This window comes from Fischerella major NIES-592 (genome assembly GCF_001904645.1).
GTDB lineage: Bacteria > Cyanobacteriota > Cyanobacteriia > Cyanobacteriales > Nostocaceae > Fischerella > Fischerella thermalis.
Genome location: NZ_MRCA01000003.1, coordinates 90,322 through 111,722, shown reverse-complemented (window position 1 = coordinate 111,722; position 21,401 = coordinate 90,322). Strand labels below are relative to the sequence as shown.

16 protein-coding genes, 1 tRNA gene and 3 pseudogenes are annotated in these 21,401 nt (G+C 40.7%); 7 read left to right on the top strand and 13 right to left on the bottom strand.

Annotation, left to right across the window (positions count from 1 at the left end):
- The first annotated feature begins 17 nt into the window (after positions 1–17).
- Complete coding sequence (locus NIES592_RS07745) at positions 18–1,157, top strand: glycosyltransferase family 4 protein (protein ID WP_073555372.1); 1,140 nt, start codon at positions 18–20, stop codon at positions 1,155–1,157.
- 249 nt (positions 1,158–1,406) lie between these two features.
- Here the strand turns inward: NIES592_RS07745 and NIES592_RS07740 are convergent, their stop codons facing one another.
- On the bottom strand, positions 1,407–2,276 hold the full coding sequence (locus NIES592_RS07740; RefSeq protein ID WP_073555371.1) for a DUF5895 domain-containing protein: 870 nt from the start codon (positions 2,274–2,276) through the stop codon (positions 1,407–1,409).
- A 466-nt stretch (positions 2,277–2,742) separates the two neighbouring features.
- Here NIES592_RS07740 and NIES592_RS07735 point away from each other — a divergent pair.
- Positions 2,743–3,267 (top strand): annotated as a pseudogene (locus NIES592_RS07735) (ATPase); the annotation flags it as partial.
- A 172-nt stretch (positions 3,268–3,439) separates the two neighbouring features.
- Here NIES592_RS07735 and murD read toward each other — a convergent pair.
- The 5 genes from murD to NIES592_RS07710 all read right to left on the bottom strand — a co-directional run bounded on the left by murD (position 3,440) and on the right by NIES592_RS07710 (position 12,426).
- Positions 3,440–4,846 carry a UDP-N-acetylmuramoyl-L-alanine--D-glutamate ligase gene (murD, locus tag NIES592_RS07730; RefSeq protein WP_073555370.1) on the bottom strand — a complete coding sequence of 469 codons (1,407 nt, stop codon included), beginning with the start codon at positions 4,844–4,846 and terminating at the stop codon, positions 3,440–3,442.
- 84 nt (positions 4,847–4,930) lie between these two features.
- Positions 4,931–7,117 carry a glycine--tRNA ligase subunit beta gene (gene glyS / locus NIES592_RS07725; RefSeq protein WP_073555369.1) on the bottom strand — a complete coding sequence of 729 codons (2,187 nt, stop codon included), beginning with the start codon at positions 7,115–7,117 and terminating at the stop codon, positions 4,931–4,933.
- 389 nt (positions 7,118–7,506) lie between these two features.
- Positions 7,507–7,577, bottom strand: a tRNA-Gly gene (locus NIES592_RS07720).
- A 52-nt stretch (positions 7,578–7,629) separates the two neighbouring features.
- Complete coding sequence (locus NIES592_RS07715) at positions 7,630–8,799, bottom strand: hypothetical protein (protein WP_073555368.1); 1,170 nt, start codon at positions 8,797–8,799, stop codon at positions 7,630–7,632.
- Between the two features lie 129 nt (positions 8,800–8,928).
- Positions 8,929–12,426, bottom strand: coding sequence for a response regulator (locus NIES592_RS07710; RefSeq protein ID WP_073555578.1), 3,498 nt, complete (start codon positions 12,424–12,426; stop codon positions 8,929–8,931).
- 752 nt (positions 12,427–13,178) lie between these two features.
- Here NIES592_RS07710 and NIES592_RS07700 point away from each other — a divergent pair.
- Together NIES592_RS07700 and NIES592_RS07695 are read left to right on the top strand one after the other, a co-directional pair.
- On the top strand, positions 13,179–13,799 hold the full coding sequence (locus NIES592_RS07700; RefSeq protein WP_009456353.1) for a GNAT family N-acetyltransferase: 621 nt from the start codon (positions 13,179–13,181) through the stop codon (positions 13,797–13,799).
- A gap of 815 nt (positions 13,800–14,614) precedes the next feature.
- Positions 14,615–15,169: a hypothetical protein gene (locus tag NIES592_RS07695; protein WP_009456352.1), complete on the top strand. Its 555-nt coding sequence runs from the start codon at positions 14,615–14,617 to the stop codon at positions 15,167–15,169.
- Between the two features lie 7 nt (positions 15,170–15,176).
- On the opposite strand, the gene NIES592_RS07690 is transcribed toward NIES592_RS07695, so the two are convergent.
- Complete coding sequence (locus NIES592_RS07690) at positions 15,177–15,857, bottom strand: YqiA/YcfP family alpha/beta fold hydrolase (RefSeq protein ID WP_009456351.1); 681 nt, start codon at positions 15,855–15,857, stop codon at positions 15,177–15,179.
- 68 nt (positions 15,858–15,925) lie between these two features.
- Between NIES592_RS07690 and NIES592_RS24995 the strand changes: the two genes are divergently transcribed.
- Positions 15,926–16,102, top strand: coding sequence for a hypothetical protein (locus NIES592_RS24995; RefSeq protein WP_178379499.1), 177 nt, complete (start codon positions 15,926–15,928; stop codon positions 16,100–16,102).
- A gap of 19 nt (positions 16,103–16,121) precedes the next feature.
- On the opposite strand, the gene surE is transcribed toward NIES592_RS24995, so the two are convergent.
- From surE to NIES592_RS07670, 4 genes are all read right to left on the bottom strand, one after another.
- On the bottom strand, positions 16,122–16,841 hold the full coding sequence (surE, locus tag NIES592_RS07685) for a 5'/3'-nucleotidase SurE (protein ID WP_009456349.1): 720 nt from the start codon (positions 16,839–16,841) through the stop codon (positions 16,122–16,124).
- A 48-nt stretch (positions 16,842–16,889) separates the two neighbouring features.
- Positions 16,890–17,204, bottom strand: coding sequence for a hypothetical protein (locus NIES592_RS07680; protein ID WP_062246015.1), 315 nt, complete (start codon positions 17,202–17,204; stop codon positions 16,890–16,892).
- Positions 17,205–17,328: 124 nt separating this feature from the next.
- The gene (locus NIES592_RS07675; RefSeq protein WP_062246018.1) at positions 17,329–17,556 is read right to left on the bottom strand and encodes a hypothetical protein; all 228 of its coding nucleotides are present in this window, start codon (positions 17,554–17,556) and stop codon (positions 17,329–17,331) included.
- A 298-nt stretch (positions 17,557–17,854) separates the two neighbouring features.
- Positions 17,855–18,346, bottom strand: coding sequence for an orange carotenoid protein N-terminal domain-containing protein (locus NIES592_RS07670; protein WP_073555367.1), 492 nt, complete (start codon positions 18,344–18,346; stop codon positions 17,855–17,857).
- A 251-nt stretch (positions 18,347–18,597) separates the two neighbouring features.
- On the opposite strand from NIES592_RS07670, the pseudogene NIES592_RS07665 reads away from it, so the two are divergent.
- A pseudogene (locus tag NIES592_RS07665) lies at positions 18,598–18,944 on the top strand (SRPBCC family protein); the annotation flags it as partial.
- Between the two features lie 64 nt (positions 18,945–19,008).
- On the opposite strand, the gene NIES592_RS07660 reads toward NIES592_RS07665, so the two are convergent.
- On the bottom strand, positions 19,009–20,607 hold the full coding sequence (locus NIES592_RS07660; RefSeq protein ID WP_062246022.1) for a CocE/NonD family hydrolase: 1,599 nt from the start codon (positions 20,605–20,607) through the stop codon (positions 19,009–19,011).
- 77 nt (positions 20,608–20,684) lie between these two features.
- Between NIES592_RS07660 and NIES592_RS07655 the strand changes: the two genes are divergently transcribed.
- Entirely contained in the window at positions 20,685–21,056 is a 372-nt protein-coding gene (locus NIES592_RS07655) for a GxxExxY protein (protein ID WP_062246024.1), read from the top strand.
- Between the two features lie 138 nt (positions 21,057–21,194).
- Here the strand turns inward: NIES592_RS07655 and NIES592_RS07650 are convergent.
- Positions 21,195–21,401: pseudogene (locus NIES592_RS07650) on the bottom strand (cupin domain-containing protein); the annotation flags it as partial.

Below are 21,401 nucleotides of genomic sequence, written 5' to 3'. Positions count from 1 at the left end.
AGATGAAAGAGTAAAACATGAAAATTCTGTTTTTAGACCAAAGTGGTAAACCAGGTGGCGCAGAACTATGTCTCATAGATATTGCCAAACCTTATCGAGATAATTGTTTAGTTGGCTTATTTGCTGATGGTGATTTTAGAACTTTACTAGAAAAAAATCATATTCGAGTTCAAGTTTTTAGCAATAAAATCATCCAAGTTCGCAAAGAAAGTTCCTTTGTACAAGGATTAGCAAGTCTTGGACAACTCATACCTTTACTTGCTAAAGTTGTGCAAACAGCTCGTGAATACGATTTAATTTACGCCAACACTCAAAAAGCATTAGTTGTGGGAGCGATCGCTAGTTTTTTAAGTGGGCGTCCTTTGGTTTATCATTTACATGACATTCTTTCACCAGAGCATTTTAGCCAAACTAACCGTCGTATTGCTGTTACTGCTGCTAATCGGGCATCATTAGTAATTGCCAATTCCCAAGCGAGTAAAACGGCATTTATAGAAGCGGGAGGACGTGCAGATATTACCGCAGTTGTCTACAACGGTTTTGCTCCCAAAAACTATCAAATAGACGCATCTATTATTCATCAAACCAGACAAGAAATAGGGCTAGAAGGAAAATTTGTAGTTGGACACTTTAGTCGTCTTGCACCTTGGAAAGGACAACATATATTAATTGAAGCCCTCAGGCAATGTCCTCCAGAAGTGACAGCAGTTTTAGTCGGTGATGCGTTATTTGGTGAACAAGAATATATTCAAAAATTACGTCAACAAGTTGTCGCTTTAGGACTAGAAAATCGAGTCAAATTTTTAGGATTTCGTTCAGATGTTCCCCAATTAATGTCAGCTTGTGACTTAGTAGCTCACACCTCCACAGCTGCTGAACCATTTGGCAGGGTAATTGTTGAGGCTATGCTATGCGGGAAACCAGTCATAGCAGCAAAAGCTGGTGGTGCAGTGGAATTGGTAGAAGATGGTGTAAATGGTTTTTTAGTCACACCAGGAGAATCTCAAGAACTTGCACAGGTAATTACCACCTGTTTACAAGAGTTATCAAAAACTGCGACAATTGCTAATCATGCTCGGACTACAGCTAGTCAGCGTTTTGATGTGACAAATATTAATCAGCAAATTGCCGAATTGTTGGCAAAGTTACATCAGTGAGGCAGGTAATAGAGAAATAAGAGAAAAAATGTAGACGCGCCCATCGGCATCGGTGCAGGGTACACCGATGCACACAGATTGTTAAGTTGATCCCCGGTTCCTATTTTCAGATACAGTAGCTTGATTTTCTAAACCAGCAGCATTGAAGACCGCTAAATTTTCAATTGAAAGAAGATATTTTCGGTGCGTTAGGACTAATGTACATAACGCACGCTACTTGCTAATTGCTTTTTGCCTTCTTCAACCAATTTAATAAGGTGGATAACTAAAGTCATCCTCATCAGGATAAATATAGGAACTAGAAACTCCTGCTGCTACCATCTTAGGTGGTTCTGCCTTAGTAGGTTCCTTGCCAAAATCTTTGTATTCTTCGTAATTCTTGATAATTATCTCCGACTCTGGAGCATCAGAAGCTATTAAATATTGGGTTAAAGTCGAAACCGTCGGATGTTTGTAGTCCACAGTAGAAGCAACCAAAACTGTATTTGGTTCAATACCTCTTTCTTCCGAATCAATAATTGGGCAAAAAATGCCGTGAGCGTGAAATAGCGGCCCTTTTGGCGTTAATGGTAGCTTGCGGTAAGCAGCATAAGCCCTTTCTAGTTCCGCTAGAAATCCACCTGTTATTCTGCCTTGTTGATATTCACAATAAGCTTTACTAAAACTTGCTCCGGCTGCACCATTTAAAGTAAGTTGTAGTGGTAATTCATGTAAAAATTTTTTATTTTCTCCAACTATAAAAATTAGATAACGTGTAAAAGTTTTAAATTTAAGTTTGTCTGCTAAAAAAGCATCATAATTCTCTCTGAGTGTACCTAATTTGACTCCAGTTTCTCGGTCTTTGACAGACAACGGCCCGCGCCGCACTACTACTATGCGTGGGGTGGTAGTAATATACACTGTTTCCACTCCGGAGCTAAATTCATGCTCGATCTGCTGCCAATTCTCATCCGGCTGAAACCCTACAGCATGGGCATTATCTAACTTTATTGCTAAGCCATAGGGCTGGATACCATCTTGACCATAGCGAGGATTAATCATCTGACACCAAGGGATGACTTGAGAAGGCGGTGCGTTAAATTTATCATCCTCAAAGTCGAAATTTCCGGGGGTTTTCATTGTCTTGAGCATTTGTGAGTGTCTTGCAGATCTAGTGTAAGAAATTCGTGGGGTGTTATGAGATGGAGAGAAATTCTCTCCGGATCGGCAGATGCTTCAACTACTCTTTTTGAATGCAACTTAATTGCAACTGGGACAGAAAACAGGCGATCGCATCCACGGCAGGGAAGTTAAACAATGATACCTTGTGTATCGACATCACGCACATTCACGACAGCAGATTTTAATAACAGTTATGGAAACGAAGGGAAGGAGAGTTAGAGCATATGTAGCTCGATTTACTAAAAACTGCTGTAAATACCACAAATTTTTATTGACTTGAGAAAAATACACAAATTTTTTACTAATATCAATTTCTAATCAGAATTTTTATTTCATGACCGAACTATAGCTACAGATTTTTTACCAAAAAAAAGGGTAAACTATGCTCATTAAAATATTGATTTTTTGTTTACGAGGTTAAGAAGTTAAAAATGATTCTGGCAACTATGGGCTAGTTGATTTTTATCAGTTACTGCTAGCTTATTCTCAAATTTATATCTTAACTCTGACTCATTTACAGCAAGCGCAGAAAGAATCACAAGTAGCTAAAACAGGTTTGCTTGACCTTCAAAAAAACTATACGCAATTAGTACAAAATGAAAAATTGGCATCTTTAGGACAGCTTGTTGCTGGAGTTGCTCACGAAATTAATAACCCTGTTAACTTCATTGCTGGCAACTTGGATCACGCTAGCTGCTATTTTCAGGATTTGCTCTTTTTACTCAGCCTATATCAACAACATTATCCTGAACCAATAGCACAAATCCAAACTGCGATCGCCCAAATTGAGCTAGATTTTTTAACTACTGATCTCCCCAAAATTCTTGCTTCTATGAAGGTTGGTGCGGAACGCATCAGGGAAATAGTTTGTTCATTGCGAAACTTTGCTCGACTGGATGAAGCTGATAAAAAAGCAACAAGAGTTAGAAACGGTTTTGGGCGATCACTTGCCAGATCATGGAAGCTACTTTATTGCTAGCTGCGATCACCCGTTCATTTCGCCTCACACTACAACCAGGCAATCCGGTTGCGTTTCTCCCCTCATTAACACTGCGACCAAATTACCCATTACCGATTACCAACCTTCACAGATATGATAACTGTTCAAACGGACATACATATTACCTATTTTCCACCCACTCCAAGCACAACTGCCGAAAATGCTCACCTCGTACTTCAAAGTTGGGGTACTGGTCAAAACTAGCACATGCGGGCGACAGCAACACTACAGCTGCTTGATATTGCTTAGCTAATTCTGCTGATCTGGAAACAGCCTTGTCCATCGTTTCCACAATTTCGTAATTGGTGTAGCCTACTTCTTGCAAGCGTTGAGCAAAGACTTTGGCAGCATCACCAATCAGTAAAACTGCGGCAGCTTTGGCTTTAATTTTTGCCATCCAAGCAGTATCATCACCAGCTTTAGCTTCGCCACCAGCAATTAAGATAACTGGACTTTGCACCGATGCTAACCCAACCTCGGCTGCGTCATAATTGGTAGCTTTACTGTCGTTGATAAAATCAATACCTTCCCAAGTACAAATGTGTTCTAAGCGATGGGGTACACCAGGGAACTCACTAATGGCTCGAGCGATCGCATCTTGATCAATTCCTGCCAACCGCGCCGCCGCTACTGCCATCAGTAGGTTTTGCTGATTGTGTTCTCCCACCATCCGCAATGCAGATACTTCGACAATCGGTTCATCTTGTGCAGAACCGTCATAGTGCGTCTGGAAAACCCAGCCATCTTGAATGTAAAAACCTTTTTCACCAATTAGAAAATCTTTACCCTGCACACTTGTCCAGTAGGCGTCAGGCCAATCACTCAAACCAACTTTCCGCAAGTATGCATCATCACCATTAAAGATTTGGATTTCACTCTGACGCAACAGACAAGCTTTGATGTTGTAATAATTCTCTAATGTTTTATGACGACTGAGGTGATCGGGTGTAAAAGTTGTCCATACACCAATACGTGGTTTTAAGGTGGCAGATGATTCGATTTGATAACTACTAATCTCTGCAATTACCCAGTCAAGGGAATTTTGGATTGGGCTTTCTTCTCTCCCTGCTGCTTGCGAGAGGGCAACCTCACAGGCAGCGTAGCCAATATTACCGCAAGCCGGAGCATTTAACCCTGCTGTTTGAAAAATGCTGGCAATTAAAGAGGTAGTGGTGGTTTTACCGTTCGTGCCAGTAATCGCCACCCAAGGTATAGACTGTAAGTAGCGCCATGCTAGTTCCATCTCGCCGATGGTTTCTATGCCCAAATCTCGCGCTTGGACTAGTAGGGGAATATCCCAAGGAACGCCGGGGCTAACAACTATTAGCTGGGGTAAATCTGAACCAGTCAAGTCCAGGGTATAACCCAATTCAACAGTGATTTGTTCGGCTGCGAGTTCTTGTTGTTGTGTGCGGAGGTTGGAAGAGGTGTTGCGATCGCTTAGCACCACCTCCCAACCTTGCCGCTTCAACAATCTCGCCGCCGCAACACCGGACTTTCCTAATCCAATTACATGGGCTTTGGGCATAGACTGTAGCAGAAATCCCTGGTTAAGCACACCTTATCCTAACGTTTCTTGGCACAATTTACACAATATTTTTATAGACTTTGGCTACAAATTTTTTACAACTGCGCCAAAATCTGCTAGCACTCGCGCGTGATTACGCAGCAAACCCAGCAAATTTAACCGATTGCGCTTAATATTGGGATCTGGATCTATAACCAACACACTTTCTGGCCCATCAAAAAAATTACTCACGGTAGGAGCAATCTTTTCGAGTGCTGCTACTAACTGTTGATAGTTGCGTGACTTTTGTGCAGCTTGAGTTTGGGGAACTAATTCTAGTAAGGCATAATAGAATGCCGTTTCGCAGGACTTTTGGAATAGTTCTGGCTGCACTATAGATGTAGGATCAAGTTGTTTGGTATCTAAATCACCTTGGGCTGCCAAACGGGTAGAACGGTTAACGGTTTCGTAGATCTTATCTAAAGTCCCATCTGTGCGGATTTTTTGCAGGAATAAGGCGCGATCGCGTATATCCAATAAATCTTGTAATGCTCTTTGGGTATATTCAGGGTCATTTTCACCCAAGACAGCATTCACCAAGTCATAATCTATTTGTTTTTCTTCCTGCAATAAAGTGCGAATGCGTTGTAAGAAAAATTCTTGCAAAGACGCAACTAATTCTTCTTTATGTTTGTTATGTTGTGCAACAAAATCTGTGGCGATTTGCTCCAACAACTGCTGTAAATTAATTGCTAAATCTGCTGTCCATGTGATATTAACAACAGCATTGGCTGCCCGTCGCAAGGCAAAGGGATCAGAAGAACCTGTGGGAATCATCCCTAAACCAAAGATACTGACTAAAGTATCTAATCTGTCTGCCAGACCCACAACTTGACCTGTAATTGTTTGTGGCAAAATATCATCTGCACCACGAGGCAAATAATGCTCAAAAATTGCTGTTGCTACAGCTTCTTCTTCTCCACTTGCTAGGGCATATTTTTGTCCCATAATTCCCTGTAACTCTGGGAATTCATAGACCATTTGACTAACTAAATCAGCTTTGCATAATAAAGCGGCACGGTGGATATGATGACTTTGTTCTGGGCTTAATTGCAATTGTTCAGCAATCTGTGCAGCAATTTTAGAGATGCGTCCGACTTTATCTAACAGTGAACCCAAATCTTCTTGAAAAGTAACTTTTGCTAGCTCTGGTAAAAAACTATCTAAAGGATTTTTTAAATCAGCATCATAGAAAAATTTCCCATCAGCTAAACGAGCGCGAATCACTCTGGCATTACCAACGGCAACTATATTTGATTTTGCTGGATCGCCATTGGAAATGGTGATAAAATACGGCAGCAATTCTTGTTGTTTGCTATCTTTAAATACAGGAAAATAACGCTGGTGATGCACCATTACAGTAGTAATAACTTCTGTAGGCAAATCCAAAAATTCGCTTTCAAATTCACCAATTACCGCAGAAGGCCATTCGACGAGGTTTGTGACTTCCTCTAATAAATCTGGGTAAATTTCTACAGAACCATTTAACTTGTTAACAGAGTTTTGAACTTCTTCAACAATAATATTTGTCCGTTCCTCAATATTTACAACAACCGAAGCTAAACGCAGTACACTTACATAATCGGTAGCTTGGGGAATTGTAACTGGTTGGGGATGTAAAACCCGATGACCTTGAGAAATGCGATCGCTTTTAATCGTCTCGGAACCATTCACCAATTCTATGGGCAAAACAGCATTATCTAACAAACTTACCAACCAACGAATGGGACGAGAAAACCGCAAATCCCCATCACCCCAGCGCATCAACCGCTTACCTTCTAAGGCAAAAATCCACTGGGGAACAAGTTCTGTTAAAATCTCTGCTATCCGACGACCAGGAATCAGCTTGCGTACAAAAACAAAATCCCCTTTGTCAGTGTTGCGAATTTCCAAAGCATCGAGTTCTACACCTTGCTTTTTGGCAAAACCTTGTGCTGCTGGGGTAGGTTTTCCGTCTTTGAAAGCAGTTTGTGCGGGTGGGCCTTTTATTTCTTCTTCTCTGTCGGCTTGCTGGGATGGTAAACCTTTGATTAGTACTGCTAAACGCCGGGGAGTACCATAAATTTCTACAGATTCACTCTTTAAGTTATGTTCTTGGAGACTTTGAGGAATCAGCGATTTCCACTGTGCAACAGCACTACTCAAAAAGCTTGCAGGTAATTCTTCTGTACCAACTTCTAATAAAAATGCTAAGTTCTCTTTTCTATCAATATTTTCAGGCTTTATAAGCATAATGCTACACAGTTGCTACACAAATAGTAGGTTAATTAGGTGTTTTGTTCTTGCATTTCAGTCTAAAATAATACATAAATGCTACACATTTGTCTGTACAGGTTAGACTTTTATGAATTTTATCATCTGACCACGCTGGGGATGATTGACAGGACTTTGAACGGCTAGCCTGACTTTTCATAAGATCTGGAAAACCTCTATCCTACCTCTGCGCGTGTTCACCAGAGTGGCACCTCTTGTGAGGTTTTTCATGCTTGGTGGTGAAATTTTTTCGTCGGGACTGCGTCGAAAAATGCTACGATTTCATCAAAAATCGGCGTTGCTGAATTTGGTCATGAATTGTGTTTATCTACATTTTGTAGAGACGTAGCATTGCTACGTCTCTTAAAAGCGGGCAGCGGGAATCGAACCCGCATCAATAGCTTGGAAGGCTATGGTTTTACCACTAAACTATGCCCGCGAAAAATTTTCAACTTCAATAATATAACATAATCTTAGCTACAAATCAAGAACTAACGGCGCTCTATTTTCACACGCACAAATAAGTTGCTTTGGAGCGGCTGGCTAACATCTTGGTTTCTACCAGGACTAAATGACACATTCTGAAAAACATCAATCAGAAGTTGCTGATATTTAGTTTTTTTGGTTGCTAGTTCTTCGGGAGTCATATCTATAATCTCAACTCCTGGGTTGCCATTGGCATCACGAGCAATCAACTTACCTTTTTCATCAATTGCCAAGGAAGCAACCAAATCTACATTATCCAAATCCGGTTCGCTGCTGATAAAACTTACGGGCAATTCTTTTGTATTGTCTCCCAAAGGTTGAGCCACAATATCTGGCGGTACATCTTGTATCACCACCCCTTTTTGGATCAAATCAATCATTTCATCTCTAGAAAAAGCATCCCAGGTTGCTACCAGCCCACCACTAGTTTGAGTTTCGTCTGTTGGTAATTGGGGTGGTGGTTGCAGCGATGGATCTATTGTTGGTAGCGGCGTTGATTTTCCCAGGGAAATATTGGCATTTGGTTGTTCTGGGAGTTGGGACTCTAGTTGCTCATTTGTGGAGGGAAAACTGTCTTTTGGAGGAGTTGTAGGGTTTGTATTTGGTAATAAAGCCTGATTTTGCTCATCTGGTATGGGATTTTCCGATTCTGAGGTGGATGTGTCTGTATTATCAGGAGGCGGTGTTGGAGGTATAGTATCAGGCTGTTGATTTGCTGGTGACTCTGACGTGGGTGTAGATTCGGGTTGTGTAGTTGGTTGAGGTTTTGCTGTTGCGGTTTGTTGCTGAGCAACAGTTGGTTTTGGAGAGGGTTGCTGGCGTGGAGAAGAATTAGGCTTAGAGGCGATCGCTGTTTTTTGATCAATCAAAGCGATCGCATCCTCATTAGTGAGCAAAGATGATGACTGTGGTGAAACTGGTTTGACTTTGGCTTGTGATTGAGCTTTTGCAGATTCTGTTGGGGAAATTTCTATGATTTCAATAGGTATATTGTTACTCGAGTTTTGCTGTTGTCTCAGGCTCAACTGATATGAGTATAAGCGCAACATCCAAAATGCAAGCAAATGTATGGCTACTGAACCCGTAAATACAGCAATCCACAAACCAGGAGGATCGCTATGCCGGCGATATATTGGAGATGAAGTTGCTTTTTGCTCAGTAACCGATTTTGTCATAATTTTGCTAATGGTTGGTTTGGTTGTTGATTGTTGGTTGTTGTTTGTTGGTTCCGTTAACCACTAACCACCAAACAGACGTGCCATGGCACGTCTGGTACAACAACTAATCACTAACCATTGACCATTTTAGCGATTAGCCATTAACTCTGGCGTCAGAGCGAAGGTAAGAACTGTTTCGTCTACTCCTTTTAGTTCTAGCGGACTACGTTTAATAATTTCTTCCTCTTGTAAGTAATCTGCAACCGCCGCCGAAACTAAGATAGTACCGGGAGCAGCTGCTTGCTGCAATCTTGCAGCAATGTTTACACTCGGGCCAATGGCTGTATAGTCGGCGCGTTCAGAGCTACCAAACATACCTACAACAGCTGTACCTTGGTGGATACCACAGCGAAACTGTACACTTTGACGTTCCGTCGTATCAAAAACACCATGCTCTCGCCAATGTTCGTTTAACTTTTCTAGCGATCGCAGCATCGCCCTGGCTGTATTCACAGCACGCCGCACCTGTTCGTTAGGTGTTAACTCTTCTGGCGCTCCAAACAAAGCTAAAATAGCATCACCCATAAATTTATCTACAGTACCGCCATTATCAAATACCGCTTTTGTCATCACTTCTAAATATTCATTGAGCAACTCAGCGACTCGACGTGATCTAAGGGTATTTGCTAATTGGGTAAAACCAACAATATCACTAAATAAAACTGTAATTAAGCGCGGTTCTGGTCGCAAATCCAGAACTAAGTCTCCAGCTGCGGCTTTTTGTACTAAAGCTGGTGGTAAAAAGCGTTTGAGTACTGATTCGGTGAGATAAGTATTTAATTCTACTACTTTACGTTCAGTAGCCTTCAAGGCTAACAGATTCCTCACCTCTGCCAAAAGTTCGCGATCATTAAATGGTTTAGCTAAATAAGCATCTGCACCCAGTTCTGTACCTTCGATGCGAGTTTCTTCATCAATTTTTGCTGTCAGCAGGATGATTGGTATTCCTTTTAATTGCTCTTCGTTGCGGATCATCCGAATCATCTCTAGCCCCGACACTACAGGCATCATTAAATCACTAACAATTAAGCTAGGTGAAGTTTCCTTGGCCAGTCGGAATCCTTCTAAACCATTATGAGTTGTCCGTACGTGATAGCCGTGGTCGCGAAGAATACCAGATACGTAAGCTCTTAAATCCGGGTTATCGTCTACAACTAGGATATAGGGGCTAGTGGCTAGAGGCTCGGGGCTATTACTAAAATCTTCTTCCCTGGTTTCTAGTTCTGAATCCCCAGCCCTTTCTTCGAGCAATTCTAAATCTGCCAATTCCACAGCAGCACGGCTAAGATTGACTTCTACAGTCACTTCCGACACTTGATCTGGGGGTAAATGAGCATTGCCAGGAATTAACCAGACGCTAAAGGTAGTACCTTGACCATAAACTGATTTTACAGTTACCTTGCCACCGTGGAGTTCTACTAATTCTTTTACTAAAGCCAAACCTAAACCAGTGCCTTCATAGGAACGGCTTTCAGAGCCTTCAGCTTGGCGGAAGCGTTCAAATAGGAGGGGGATTTGTTCTGGAACAATACCAATACCAGTATCTTCTACTGTCAAAATGCAATGATCATCTTGATACTGGATGGCAACAGTGATTGTACCACCTTCAGGAGTAAACTTCATGGCATTAGACAGGAGATTGTAAACCACCTTGTCAAATTTTTCCATGTCTAAGTATACTTTTGGGCATTCAGCCATGTCGGTGGTCAGGCGCAGTCCTTTTTTTTCGCAGTAGGGACGAAACGACTCAACAATTTGACTGACAAATTCGACTAAATCACAGGGACGAAAACTTGGTTGCATCCGACCTGCATCTAAGCGTTGCAGATCCAGTAATTGGTTGACAAGCCTTAACAAACGACGGGAGTTACGTAAGGCGATCGCGCTTTGTTCGTAAGATAAACCCTCTTTTTCAGATACTGCTGTTTCTAGTGGCCCTTGAATGAGGGTAATGGGAGTACGAAATTCGTGGGAAATATTTTGGAAAAACTCGGTTTTTTGTTTGTCTAATTCCAGTAAGCGTTCGGCTTGTTCGCGAGTTTTTTGGTACAAGTGAGATTGCTGTACTGCGATCGCTGCTTGTGCTGCAACTGCTTTTGCTAACTCAATTTCTGAAGGCAACCACTGACGTGATTTTTTACTTTGTTTTAAAGTAATACTACCAATACTTTTACCATCAGCTAAGAGGGGAACTACCATTAGCGATCGCGCTGGTACTCGCAAATGTAGGTCAAATCCCCTGGTTTCTGGCGGACACTGGCCCATATCTGGGACAATCACCGGTTCTTGTGTCCGTAACATTTCTTGCAGAATCGGATTTCCTTTGATCGGTGCTTGCGACTGAGGTAAATTATGAGTTTTGACATCCTCAATATTTTTGGGATTATGAGTATTTACATCTTCAGAACTGTCATACAAACCTACGCAGCGAACATATTCATCATCTTCTGTCCACAAAGACAGCACACAGCCATCCACTTGTAAAGCTTGTCCTAATTTTTGGGTAATAGCAGCAAAAATATCTTGTGGATCTAAACTAGAGCGAATCGCACTAGTAATTGTATTAATCAGAGCTTCCCTTTGAGCAAGAGCGCGTACTTGCTCGTAAGCATAGGCTTGAGACAAAGCCAGAGCGGCTTGATCTGCTACCATCATCACCAGCTGCACTTCGTCCTCACTCCAGATCCGAGGTGCATAACACTGGTGCAACGCCAGCACCGCCATTAGTTCCTGCCGACAAATCAGCGGCACAATTAGACTAGAGCAAATATTGGCATCAGTGAAAGCAGCAGCACGCGATCGCAACTCAACAGCATCCCCTTGAATGCGTTCGTCACTGGCTACATCATGAATTACTTGTACTTCCCGGGTTTCCCAAACTGTTTGAGACAACAGGGGTAATGGAGTGTCAGAAGACACGGAGAAACTTTGATTCCCATTCTCCGCGTCCCCGTGTCCTAATGTCTCCGTGTCTTTCTCTGGTAGCTTCTGATAAATAAACCCTTCATCAACCAATTGATTCTCTTGGAAAGGACGCAAGAGGCAAACATCCACCTCCAGCATATGCCCTACCGTATCCACAATCGTTTGCAGAATCTGTCGATAGTCTAAAGCGCTGCGAATAGTATTGGTAACGGTGTTCAGCAGCGATTCTTGGCGGAGTGTACGAGTTAATTCGCGAGTACGGGCCTTGAGGACATTGTGGGTATCCAAGGCTTGGCGTACTACTGCTTTAAGTTCCTCTGCTTCCCACGGTTTGGTGACATATTTGAATACCTTACCAGAGTTAATGGCTTCTACTAGGTCTTCGACATCGGTGTAGCCAGTCAAAATTATCCTGATGATATCTGGATACTGAGTTGCTGTTAGGCTTAAAAATTCAGTACCACTCATCATTGGCATTCGCTGGTCGGAGATGATTACTGACACATCTCCCTCTTGCGCCAGCAGCTCCAACGCAGCTGGACCAGAACCTGCCCTCAACACCTTGTAGTCGCGATAAAAAGTGCGGTAAAGCAAGTCTAAGTTGTCAGGTTCGTCGTCGACAACTAAAATTTTAGGCTTATTGTTTGCTTGGGATTTCATGCACCGCTTTCCTGCTGCAAAGGCAGTCGGATAAACAATAATCTGATCAGATAAGGATGAAACTGACTCAGGTAAGAGCAGAGCATTTTGACGACCTAAGCCGTTTGCCCACATGAGTGCTGATTGGAAGAGGGTTTGCTCACAGTCATCTGTCTCAATAAATTATGCCGATTACTGTTTGCTTTGGTGCACCCCAATTAATTTGATGCTCAGTATTAGTTTGACAGAATTTTTGTTTTGTAGCCAAATCTCTGCTCACCTCCAACGAGAACTGTTTTATAGCATATACAGCAATCAAGACTGGTTGAACAATCCAACTGAAGCTGCATATTAATTTTTCCCGCCGTAGCATCGACACTAACACTTTTGGGTAAATTTTATTTATAACAGTCATTTTCAAGTCAGCAATCCCACAACAACTAAGATTAAAGAGCAAAGTATACTATTAGACAAATAGCTATTTACAATTTAGCCATTAGGATTATCAACTAGACAAGTGGTAAGAGATATAGATAATAGGGACAAGGGAAGGGGGACTATGGAGACAAGGGGGACAAGAAGGACAACTAATCAGTTATCAGTTATCAAATTAAACTGGTCACTGATTCATGCCAAATCCCCAATCCCCATTCACCTATCCTCTATCCCCTATGCCTCACACCAGCTTTTTTTAAGTTTTTCACATAGTATTGAATGGTGTTTTACGATATTTGAAAGGATTTTTGTTCTATTAATTCACCACATAACTAGCCTTGACACCCTGGTTTTTCCAACAATCCCATCAACCACCAGTCACAGCAGCATCTGCTGAACAAGCTTCCTGTCGGTTCCAAGTCCGTACAGCGACACCTGCTGATTTGACTAGCGTTGCCCAAATTATTGCTGAAAGCTTTCACTCCCAAAATGGTATCTGGGCATGGGCTTTCCCTTTACTACGCTTGGGTATTTATGAAGATTTAAGACACCGACTAGTATCATCTACATCCCACCACGTCTGTTTAGTTGTCGTTGACACCGCAGCCAATACACCTAATAACTTAGTTGGTACTTTGGAGGTAGGTGTGCGGTTCAGTGATTCTTGGACAGAGGTTGGCAAAGTTTTTCCTTACCTGTCTAATTTGGCTGTTTCGTCAAAGTGCCGTAGACAGGGTGCAGCCTCTCAATTACTTCAAGCTAGTGAAAAATTTGTTAGAGAATGGGGATTTGAAGATTTATATCTTCATGTCCTAGAAAACAACCATCAGGCACGGCAACTCTATCTCAAGTTCGGATATCGTGTGCATAAAGTGGAATCTAATTGGAATATATTATTTTTTAGAAACTCACGACAGATATTATTGCATAAGCATCTTATGCCCAATTCAACTAGCTAATTTTTAAGTGATGGGTGGACGGGAAATGTCAACTTTCTTTTACTTATAACTAGGAATAGCCTAGAAAAGTCTTTTTGCCTGTTTACTGTATCTTTTGTCTTCTACTAATCCTCGATTTGAGAATAGCAATTAATTCCTTGCTAAATCATGGAAAACTTTGGTTGGCTGAGTATTCAGTTGCTCTTAGCCATGTGTGCTTATTTTCTAATCACTTTGTAATTTGATGGTTTTGATAAATTTTTATTACATTAGTTAAATAAATGTATATCTTTTCTCGTGAAATTCAGAAGATGCCAGCCAAGGTAATTTTTGATAAAATCTATTATAAATAAAAAACTAATACTTTTATATTAGATTTGAAAAATCATGATAGAGTCTTGTTAAAATTCAATTGTGAATTTGTACAAACAAAAATATATGTTTTTTAGTATATATTGTTCAAATTTTTTTGGTCAAAAAATAATATATAGATAATGAATAATGATTTATGAGTGCGATATAAAATATTTCGTGATTTTAGATATATTCAGTAAAAACACTGAAAGTCATCTGTCAAGACCTCACAATAAATTTGCATTAAAAATCTTCATCTTTATAGAAAATTTAAAAAAAATACCATTATACAGCAGACAAATCAATGTTAAATCTCATAGAATATGGATAATCAATATACAGCACAGTCTCTATTAAGTTTCATCATAAGTTACATTCACAGAAGCAATCTTGTTAATAAAAAATCAAAACTTTGATTTAATAGCAATATATCTATATTTAGACACAAACTAGTCCCGAATTCATCCTCGTTTTGAAAGAAGATGGATAGCGAAAAAAATCAACGCTATCAGACTGCTATGGTATCTACTTATTACCCAGACACAAGTTTTCTTGACTATATTGTCATGTCAGATGGAACTGAGCAATCCTATGGCTCGGATATCCTAACAAATTTGCTAAGTAGAAAGGTTTTCATTGTTAACAGTCGAAGACGAAATGGGTTGATACTCTTTAAACGCTACCATACAGAGTTTGCTGGTCCAGGAGCAGCGGTAGGCGGCGATTATGATTGTGATTGTCAAGGAGTATTACCAATAGGAAATTTATCTTTATTAACTCCTGAAACCAATGAAGAGCGGCAGAAAGCTTATTTAATTAGGCGACAATGGATTAGGCTAATCAAACAGATTACAGAAAACCCTGTACCTACTCAGCGAGTTCAAAAGATTCTGGATCAATTTGAGCAGTACTTTCCGCTTGAGATGGTAGAACATTTGCCAGATGAAGCATTTGCACTATTAGTAGGTGTTTTACCACAAACAGTTTCAATAGTACGCCGTTTAGGCAGTAATATAGATAGTAGACTAGTTTATTAAACTTAATTTAACTTTTATTTAGCTGGCAAAACTGGTAGATTGCTTGCCAGATTTGTCTTAGGACATTACTTAAGGCGTGATCACTCTCTAATTCCACTAGCTCTACCCAAGGACGTGATTTAGCAAAAGCACGACTGGCTTGGATCGGAATAACCTCATCATTTTTTCCATGTAGGATGAGGGTAGAAATTGGGCGCTGTAATATTTCTTCTTGATATTGAGCCGCATCTGTTAGGAAATCATAACTTAAAGGTAGCGATCGCCCTTCGCCATAATGATAAACCATTAAATACTTTTCTTTTTGCCAAAGTTGTACTTGTGCATCTCCTAGCTGGGCTAACCAGTGGGATAAAAAGCCAAAGGCTGGTGCTAACAAAATCAGCTGTTGCACCTGGGGATATTGCTGTGCTAGGTGAGCAGCTGTTAAACCGCCGAGACTGGAACCAATGAGGGTTACTGGCGTAGATTGAGGTGGAGATTGTTCTGTATCCCCTTTACCATCTGCTGAAATGATTGACGCGACTTGATTAATTTGGCGAGTAATTGTCAAGTGGGAAAAATCACCAAAATTTAAATCAGGAATATTCACCTTGATATTAAGTTCCGCAAAGCGATCGCGTATATACCGAGCTTTGGCAGAATTAGGACTAGAAGCAAAGCCGTGAAGATAGATAAATTTGTTAACCATCAAGCTTTAGAGATATTTATAAAGTAAAAATAAAATTACGGTTGGGCGTGTTAGGCGCGTATTTCGAGATGATTGGTAACAAAAACTTTATCAAAGCGCCTAACTTACCGCAACATAACATAGTGCGTCAGGCTAAAGCCGTGACACAACGCCAGATGCTTTGTACCGGGAAACCCGTCCACCGCACTGGCTCCCCTACTTTAGATTTACTTTATAAATTAATTCTCCTCAGTCTCCCTCAATAATGATCACTAGTCACTAAATTTATACTTTTAACTGAGTGACTGCGATTTTACCTGAAAAGCAAACATCAACATCACTGCCAGGAGTGCGATCGCGCTGTTGATATACGCCAGCATAATAGAATTTATCACCTTCTATGCGGTAGTTAATGGGCAATGGTTTAGTACAAGGTTGGCAAAATACTACTTCTGGATCGGGTTCTCCTAGCAAGAGATGGGGTAAATTTACATTCCAAAAAGTTCCCGCTTCCCAAGGACGGTTGAGTAAGTCAGCTAAAACATTCGCTGTCCAGCGTGCAGCTACATGCCAATCAACATTAAGTTTACCTTTGCGATAGTGAGATATCGCAACTCCCGGAATACCATGCATCGCTGCTTCCCTTACGGCAGCAACAGTACCAGAAATATAGGCATCTACTCCTAAATTACCACCAGCATTGATGCCAGATATGACAAAGTTGACATGCTCGCAGATATGTGTTATGGCAATTCTCACGCAATCAGCAGGAGTGCCTGCAATAGCATACTCATGATCTGAGCGATGGTGAACGTGTATCGGTTGAGTTGTGGTTACTTGATGCCCACAGCCGGAGAGATGATCTCTAGGAGCGGCTATAATCACGGGTAAGTGAGTACTGGATGCTGGATATTTGCCATTCATACCAAGTCTGTTTACAGCTTCACGAAGTGCTTTAATACCTGGAGCGTCAATCCCATCGTCATTAGTCAGAATTAAGGTCATAATATTTTGGCAATATCCAACTTTTATATTTTCTCCTTTTTAGCTCATTTAATATTTCTGTAATTCATTAAGAGTACAAAGCAAGCGTGGTTTTTCTGGGTAGGTTAAATCTAATTTCTCCCAAGGTATAATGTAGCCGCCATGAATTTCATGCACTCCCATTAGATGTAAAATTTCCAAGCTGCTAGTCCAAATCGATAATCGTTCTAGCATTGTTATGCAATCGATGAGATATGCTTGCATAACCCATTCGTCACCTTGCTTTTCAGCACGTATTTCTTCAATTACGCCTACAGGTGTATCTGTTGGATCTACTACTGGTTTGCCCAGCAATAGTTCCAAATCAACATCATAATTTGCCATGTTCTGATCCGGGAATTTTTTGGATGATATTTTTACAAATTCATTTTACTAGTAATAATTCCCAAAGCAATCTCAAAAATTTTCTTCACATCATCTTACTATCATCTGTGCAACGCAGAAAACTCTAATATGCTCGACCACAGATAGAGTCAACAAATACTGCTGGTTGATTTCTGTTTTCTTCTCGACACAATAAAACCTTCGCCAAACGTTGCTGCTCATAAAAACGATGAGCTAACCAGCCGATAGGCGTACCCAACAATGTACCGATAATTAAACCAGTAATCAAACTAAAAACAAGATGCTTTCTTTTGATCGTATTGCTTCTTGCAACTGTGTCTTGTCTCAACATAAATACCTGACTGTATACTTTTATCAAAAAATATATGGTTGTCTACTTTACATTAATAGCTAAATTTGTTAGTAAATAAATCACTATCAAAAGATAGATAATTTAACCGTCAATAGATGTATTACATCTGTCTATGGTCAGAGCAAAATATAAAATGCCAATAAAATTATATTTATAAATATTAATAAATAATAGCGTTCCCCTAGCCTTCTTAGTAAGCTAGAGGGCTGGGGGAGATAGGATTTTGCAAACTTCAAAATTATCGGTATAACTTTAAGTCATACCTATTGAATAATTTTTAAACTTCAGCACCTGTTTTTGGTTCAGCACCCATAGGAGAAACGTAATCACGGAAAAGAGTTATTTGTTGACCAAAATCCAACTCTTTAATTTTATTGAAGAGTTCGTCTGCTTGAGAAGAAAGCTGATAGTTAGGAGGCATAGGAACGATGGTAGCATTTTCCATTCCTTGGGCTAAACGATACCAAAATAGTAATTTAGTAGTATCGCTCATGGAACCGTATTCGCGGGTATATCTATTATCTGCGTTATTGATTAAATCCCGCTGTAATTGTAGCTGTTCTTCGTGAGATAATTCCTTGACTTGATTGAATAAACCTTCAGCAATATTGGGAGAAACAGTACTAGCTTCTGGTGCAGCAGGGGTTATAGAATCACCCATTTCTGTGTAAATAAACCAAAATAAAGCAAGCTGTTCATCTACAGGTAAATTTTGAAAGGATTGTACATATTCACGAATAGTTGGATCGTTAGTTTGGGTATATGTCATGATAACTCCGATTTGCCATAAATTAAGATACCAACAGTAAAGTTATCAAAGCATTATTGATTATTTAACCTTACTGAAGACAGATGTATCTCAACCAAATTGCAGAAGAATTAAAAGGGGTAATTGGTAATGAATAATAGAAAAAAATCAATTACTAATCACCAATTATCAACGGAATTAATAATTAAATAACCCAAAGGAAGGATGCGAATGGATAGACGTTTAGAAGGCAAAGTGGCTATCATCACAGGAAGCATCTTAAAAATGTGGAGGTGTATGACGAAAAAAAGTCGCACTGGATTGCTAATGCACCTTGGGGTCAAAGTGTGGAATGGGATGCGTATATCCTAGAAGATCGGGAAAACGAATTTATTTCTTGGGCTTCCCCAGAAGGGTCAGATGTAGATAACTCTAGTTTTGTCCGCTTCACGAAAGCACCTAGTGATCGGGGTACTGAAGTCAAAGTGGTTATGGAATATAACCCACCCGGGGGGCATTGGGAGCAGCGATCGCTAAACTTTTTGGTGAAGAACCAGAACAGCAAATTGGCGATGAACTACATCGAAGGTCAAACGATTGTGTTGGAAGCCATTCATGAACGTTGGTACATAACCAAACATGAAAATTATTACCCTTCCTGCCTTCTGCCTCCTACCTAGTTTTCAAGATCCTGCAATTACAGGGAGTAAAATTTGGGAAAGGGAAGCACCTCCACAACTGATTGTTAATGTAATAATTTCTGCTTCCATACCCATACTTGAATTATTACCAGGGTTAATTGCATAGGCTGGAAAACAAGACGCACTTATACTTAATCGCAAGGCATTACCTCTAACGATGCGCGCACAAGTGGTTTGTAATTGAATTTTTCTAGTAGTATGATTCATACCATCTTGACAACGTAGATAACCTTGTGTCAAGTTATACACTTTTCCATCAGGATAAATTTCCGATAGCACCACAGATAAATCAAAGCTGGGTTTGTCAGCGCTACAAGAAACAGCTACGACTACATCGCCTGCTAAATGCAAGTCGAAATCAAGTGGTTCACTGGTGTAAGTTAAAACATCAGAACGACAATCAATGTGCGATCGCTCAAAAACACCCGCAGGTATGCCCGCATGACCACCCAAACTAGGAACAGGTCGCCAGGGGTCATGAACTAAGACATCATCTACGCCATTTTCTGGGCAAGCCGTGGTGAGAATGCCTTCGTCCTCGCGAATACCAGCTATTCCGTAACTTGACAAAAAGTAGGGTTTGTGTTCAAATTCAGGAAAGCTGAGAAATCCTTGCCAAGTATTGCTGCCCATCTCAAAGAGCCACACAGGTAACTGATGGGTTAAACCAGTGTCTATACCTTTGAGGAACTGGTCAAACCAACATATTTGCATTCGATCTACAGGGCTAATAGCATTAACACCAAAGTCCACTTCACCAACTTTGCGACCCCAAGGCAAATGCGCCCACGGCCCCACTAAAAGCTGTTGGCGGTACTGACTCCGAGATGCCATCTCTTTATATAAATTCAGGGTACCACGCAAATATGTATCAAACCATCCCCCGATATGAAACATGGGCAAATCAATATTTTGCAAATGCGTTTTGGGCGAAAGATTTTCCCAGTAAGCATCGGGTTGGGAGTGTTCTACCCACTCGTGATAAAAAGAATCTGGGGCAAGATTTTGGAGAACTTCAGGACGTGTGGGAATGGGATCGTATAGAGGTAAATTCCGAGATGCTGCTAATAAAGCTTGATAAGCTTGTTTATCTCCTCGCAAACGGGCAGTTTCCGTCGCTAATTGTATTGCCCAAGCCAGATTAGTGTGCAAACAGAATGCTCCACCTTCATAAGCCCAGTCTGTGTATAAATCATAACCAATCATTGCCGGACAAATCGCTTTCAGGGCTGCTGGTTTAGCAGCAGCAGCATATAGCTGAGTCATTCCTTGGTAGGAAAAACCATACATCCCCACAGCCCCATTACTACCGGGTAAACTTGCAGCCCAATTTACCGCATCTTCACCGTCAGCAATTTCATGGGCAAACAATTTAAATTCACCAGCTGATGTACCGCGTCCCCGGACATCTTGAATTACCACAATGTAACCTTGGGCAGCGTACCAACGTGGATGGGCATAGGCAACAGTAGATGCGATCGCTCTACCATAAGGTTGGCGCATCAATAATACCGGAAATTTTCCTTCAGCATCAGGGCGATAAATATCTGCATCCAGACGAATTCCATCGCGAGTGTACATGGATGCGGTTTGTTTAGGAAGGACTTTGAGCATGGGTATGATGGAGGGATTATGAACTTAACTATAAATGAATACAGATGCATCCAGATGAAATAGATAAAATTACGCAGAAAATTATCGGCTGTGCCTACACAGTAAGTAACGTTTTGGGCGTCGGCTTTTTAGAAAAGGTGTATGAAAATGCTTTGTTTCATGAATTACGGAAGGCAGGGTTACGAGTAAAACAACAATACAATTTACAAATACTATATGACAGTATTGTAGTTGGAGAGTATTTTGTTGACTTAATAGTAGAAGAGTGCGTACTAGTAGAACTCAAAGCGGTGAAAAACTTGGATGATGGTAACTTTGCTCAATGTATGAGTTACTTAAAAGCCTCTCGACTAAAAGTCTGTTTACTGATAAATTTCGGTAATCCCAAAGTCGAAATTAAACGGATTGTGCGATAAATCCAAACACGGATGGTTTTCATCCGTGTTCATCCGTGTTCATCGGTGTTCGTTCATCACTCACCTACACAACCTAGTTACAATCTCGTGGAAAAATCGAACACAGATGCACACCGATACACACCGATAATAATATCTTCAATTTGAAATAAAAGCATCAAACCTACCAAGTACAGCCATATCTTCCGCGTCAAATTCCACAGGCGTACCACTGCGAATGAGTTCGGCAAAATCTTCATTGGGAACCATAACAGTCAACGTATATAAACGTCCCGAACCCGTATTCTCAATCACGTGAGTACCATTAGGAGGTACTAACAAACTATCCCCAGCTTTAATTGCAAC

Coding starts and splice junctions, on each gene's coding strand:
- NIES592_RS07740 (WP_073555371.1), bottom strand. CDS start 2,276: ATGAAAACCCCCGGAAATTTCGACTTTGAGGATGATAAATTTAACGCA.
- NIES592_RS07690 (WP_009456351.1), bottom strand. CDS start 15,857: ATGGTTAACAAATTTATCTATCTTCACGGCTTTGCTTCTAGTCCTAAT.
- NIES592_RS07675 (WP_062246018.1), bottom strand. CDS start 17,556: ATGTTGAGACAAGACACAGTTGCAAGAAGCAATACGATCAAAAGAAAG.
- surE (WP_009456349.1), bottom strand. CDS start 16,841: ATGACCTTAATTCTGACTAATGACGATGGGATTGACGCTCCAGGTATT.
- NIES592_RS24995 (WP_178379499.1), top strand. CDS start 15,926: ATGATTGGTAACAAAAACTTTATCAAAGCGCCTAACTTACCGCAACAT.
- NIES592_RS07695 (WP_009456352.1), top strand. CDS start 14,615: ATGGATAGCGAAAAAAATCAACGCTATCAGACTGCTATGGTATCTACT.
- NIES592_RS07660 (WP_062246022.1), bottom strand. CDS start 20,607: ATGTACACTCGCGATGGAATTCGTCTGGATGCAGATATTTATCGCCCT.
- NIES592_RS07670 (WP_073555367.1), bottom strand. CDS start 18,346: ATGACATATACCCAAACTAACGATCCAACTATTCGTGAATATGTACAA.
- glyS (WP_073555369.1), bottom strand. CDS start 7,117: ATGCTTATAAAGCCTGAAAATATTGATAGAAAAGAGAACTTAGCATTT.
- NIES592_RS07715 (WP_073555368.1), bottom strand. CDS start 8,799: ATGACAAAATCGGTTACTGAGCAAAAAGCAACTTCATCTCCAATATAT.
- NIES592_RS07655 (WP_062246024.1), top strand. CDS start 20,685: ATGCATCCAGATGAAATAGATAAAATTACGCAGAAAATTATCGGCTGT.
- NIES592_RS07710 (WP_073555578.1), bottom strand. CDS start 12,426: ATGAAATCCCAAGCAAACAATAAGCCTAAAATTTTAGTTGTCGACGAC.
- murD (WP_073555370.1), bottom strand. CDS start 4,846: ATGCCCAAAGCCCATGTAATTGGATTAGGAAAGTCCGGTGTTGCGGCG.
- NIES592_RS07680 (WP_062246015.1), bottom strand. CDS start 17,204: ATGGCAAATTATGATGTTGATTTGGAACTATTGCTGGGCAAACCAGTA.
- NIES592_RS07745 (WP_073555372.1), top strand. CDS start 18: ATGAAAATTCTGTTTTTAGACCAAAGTGGTAAACCAGGTGGCGCAGAA.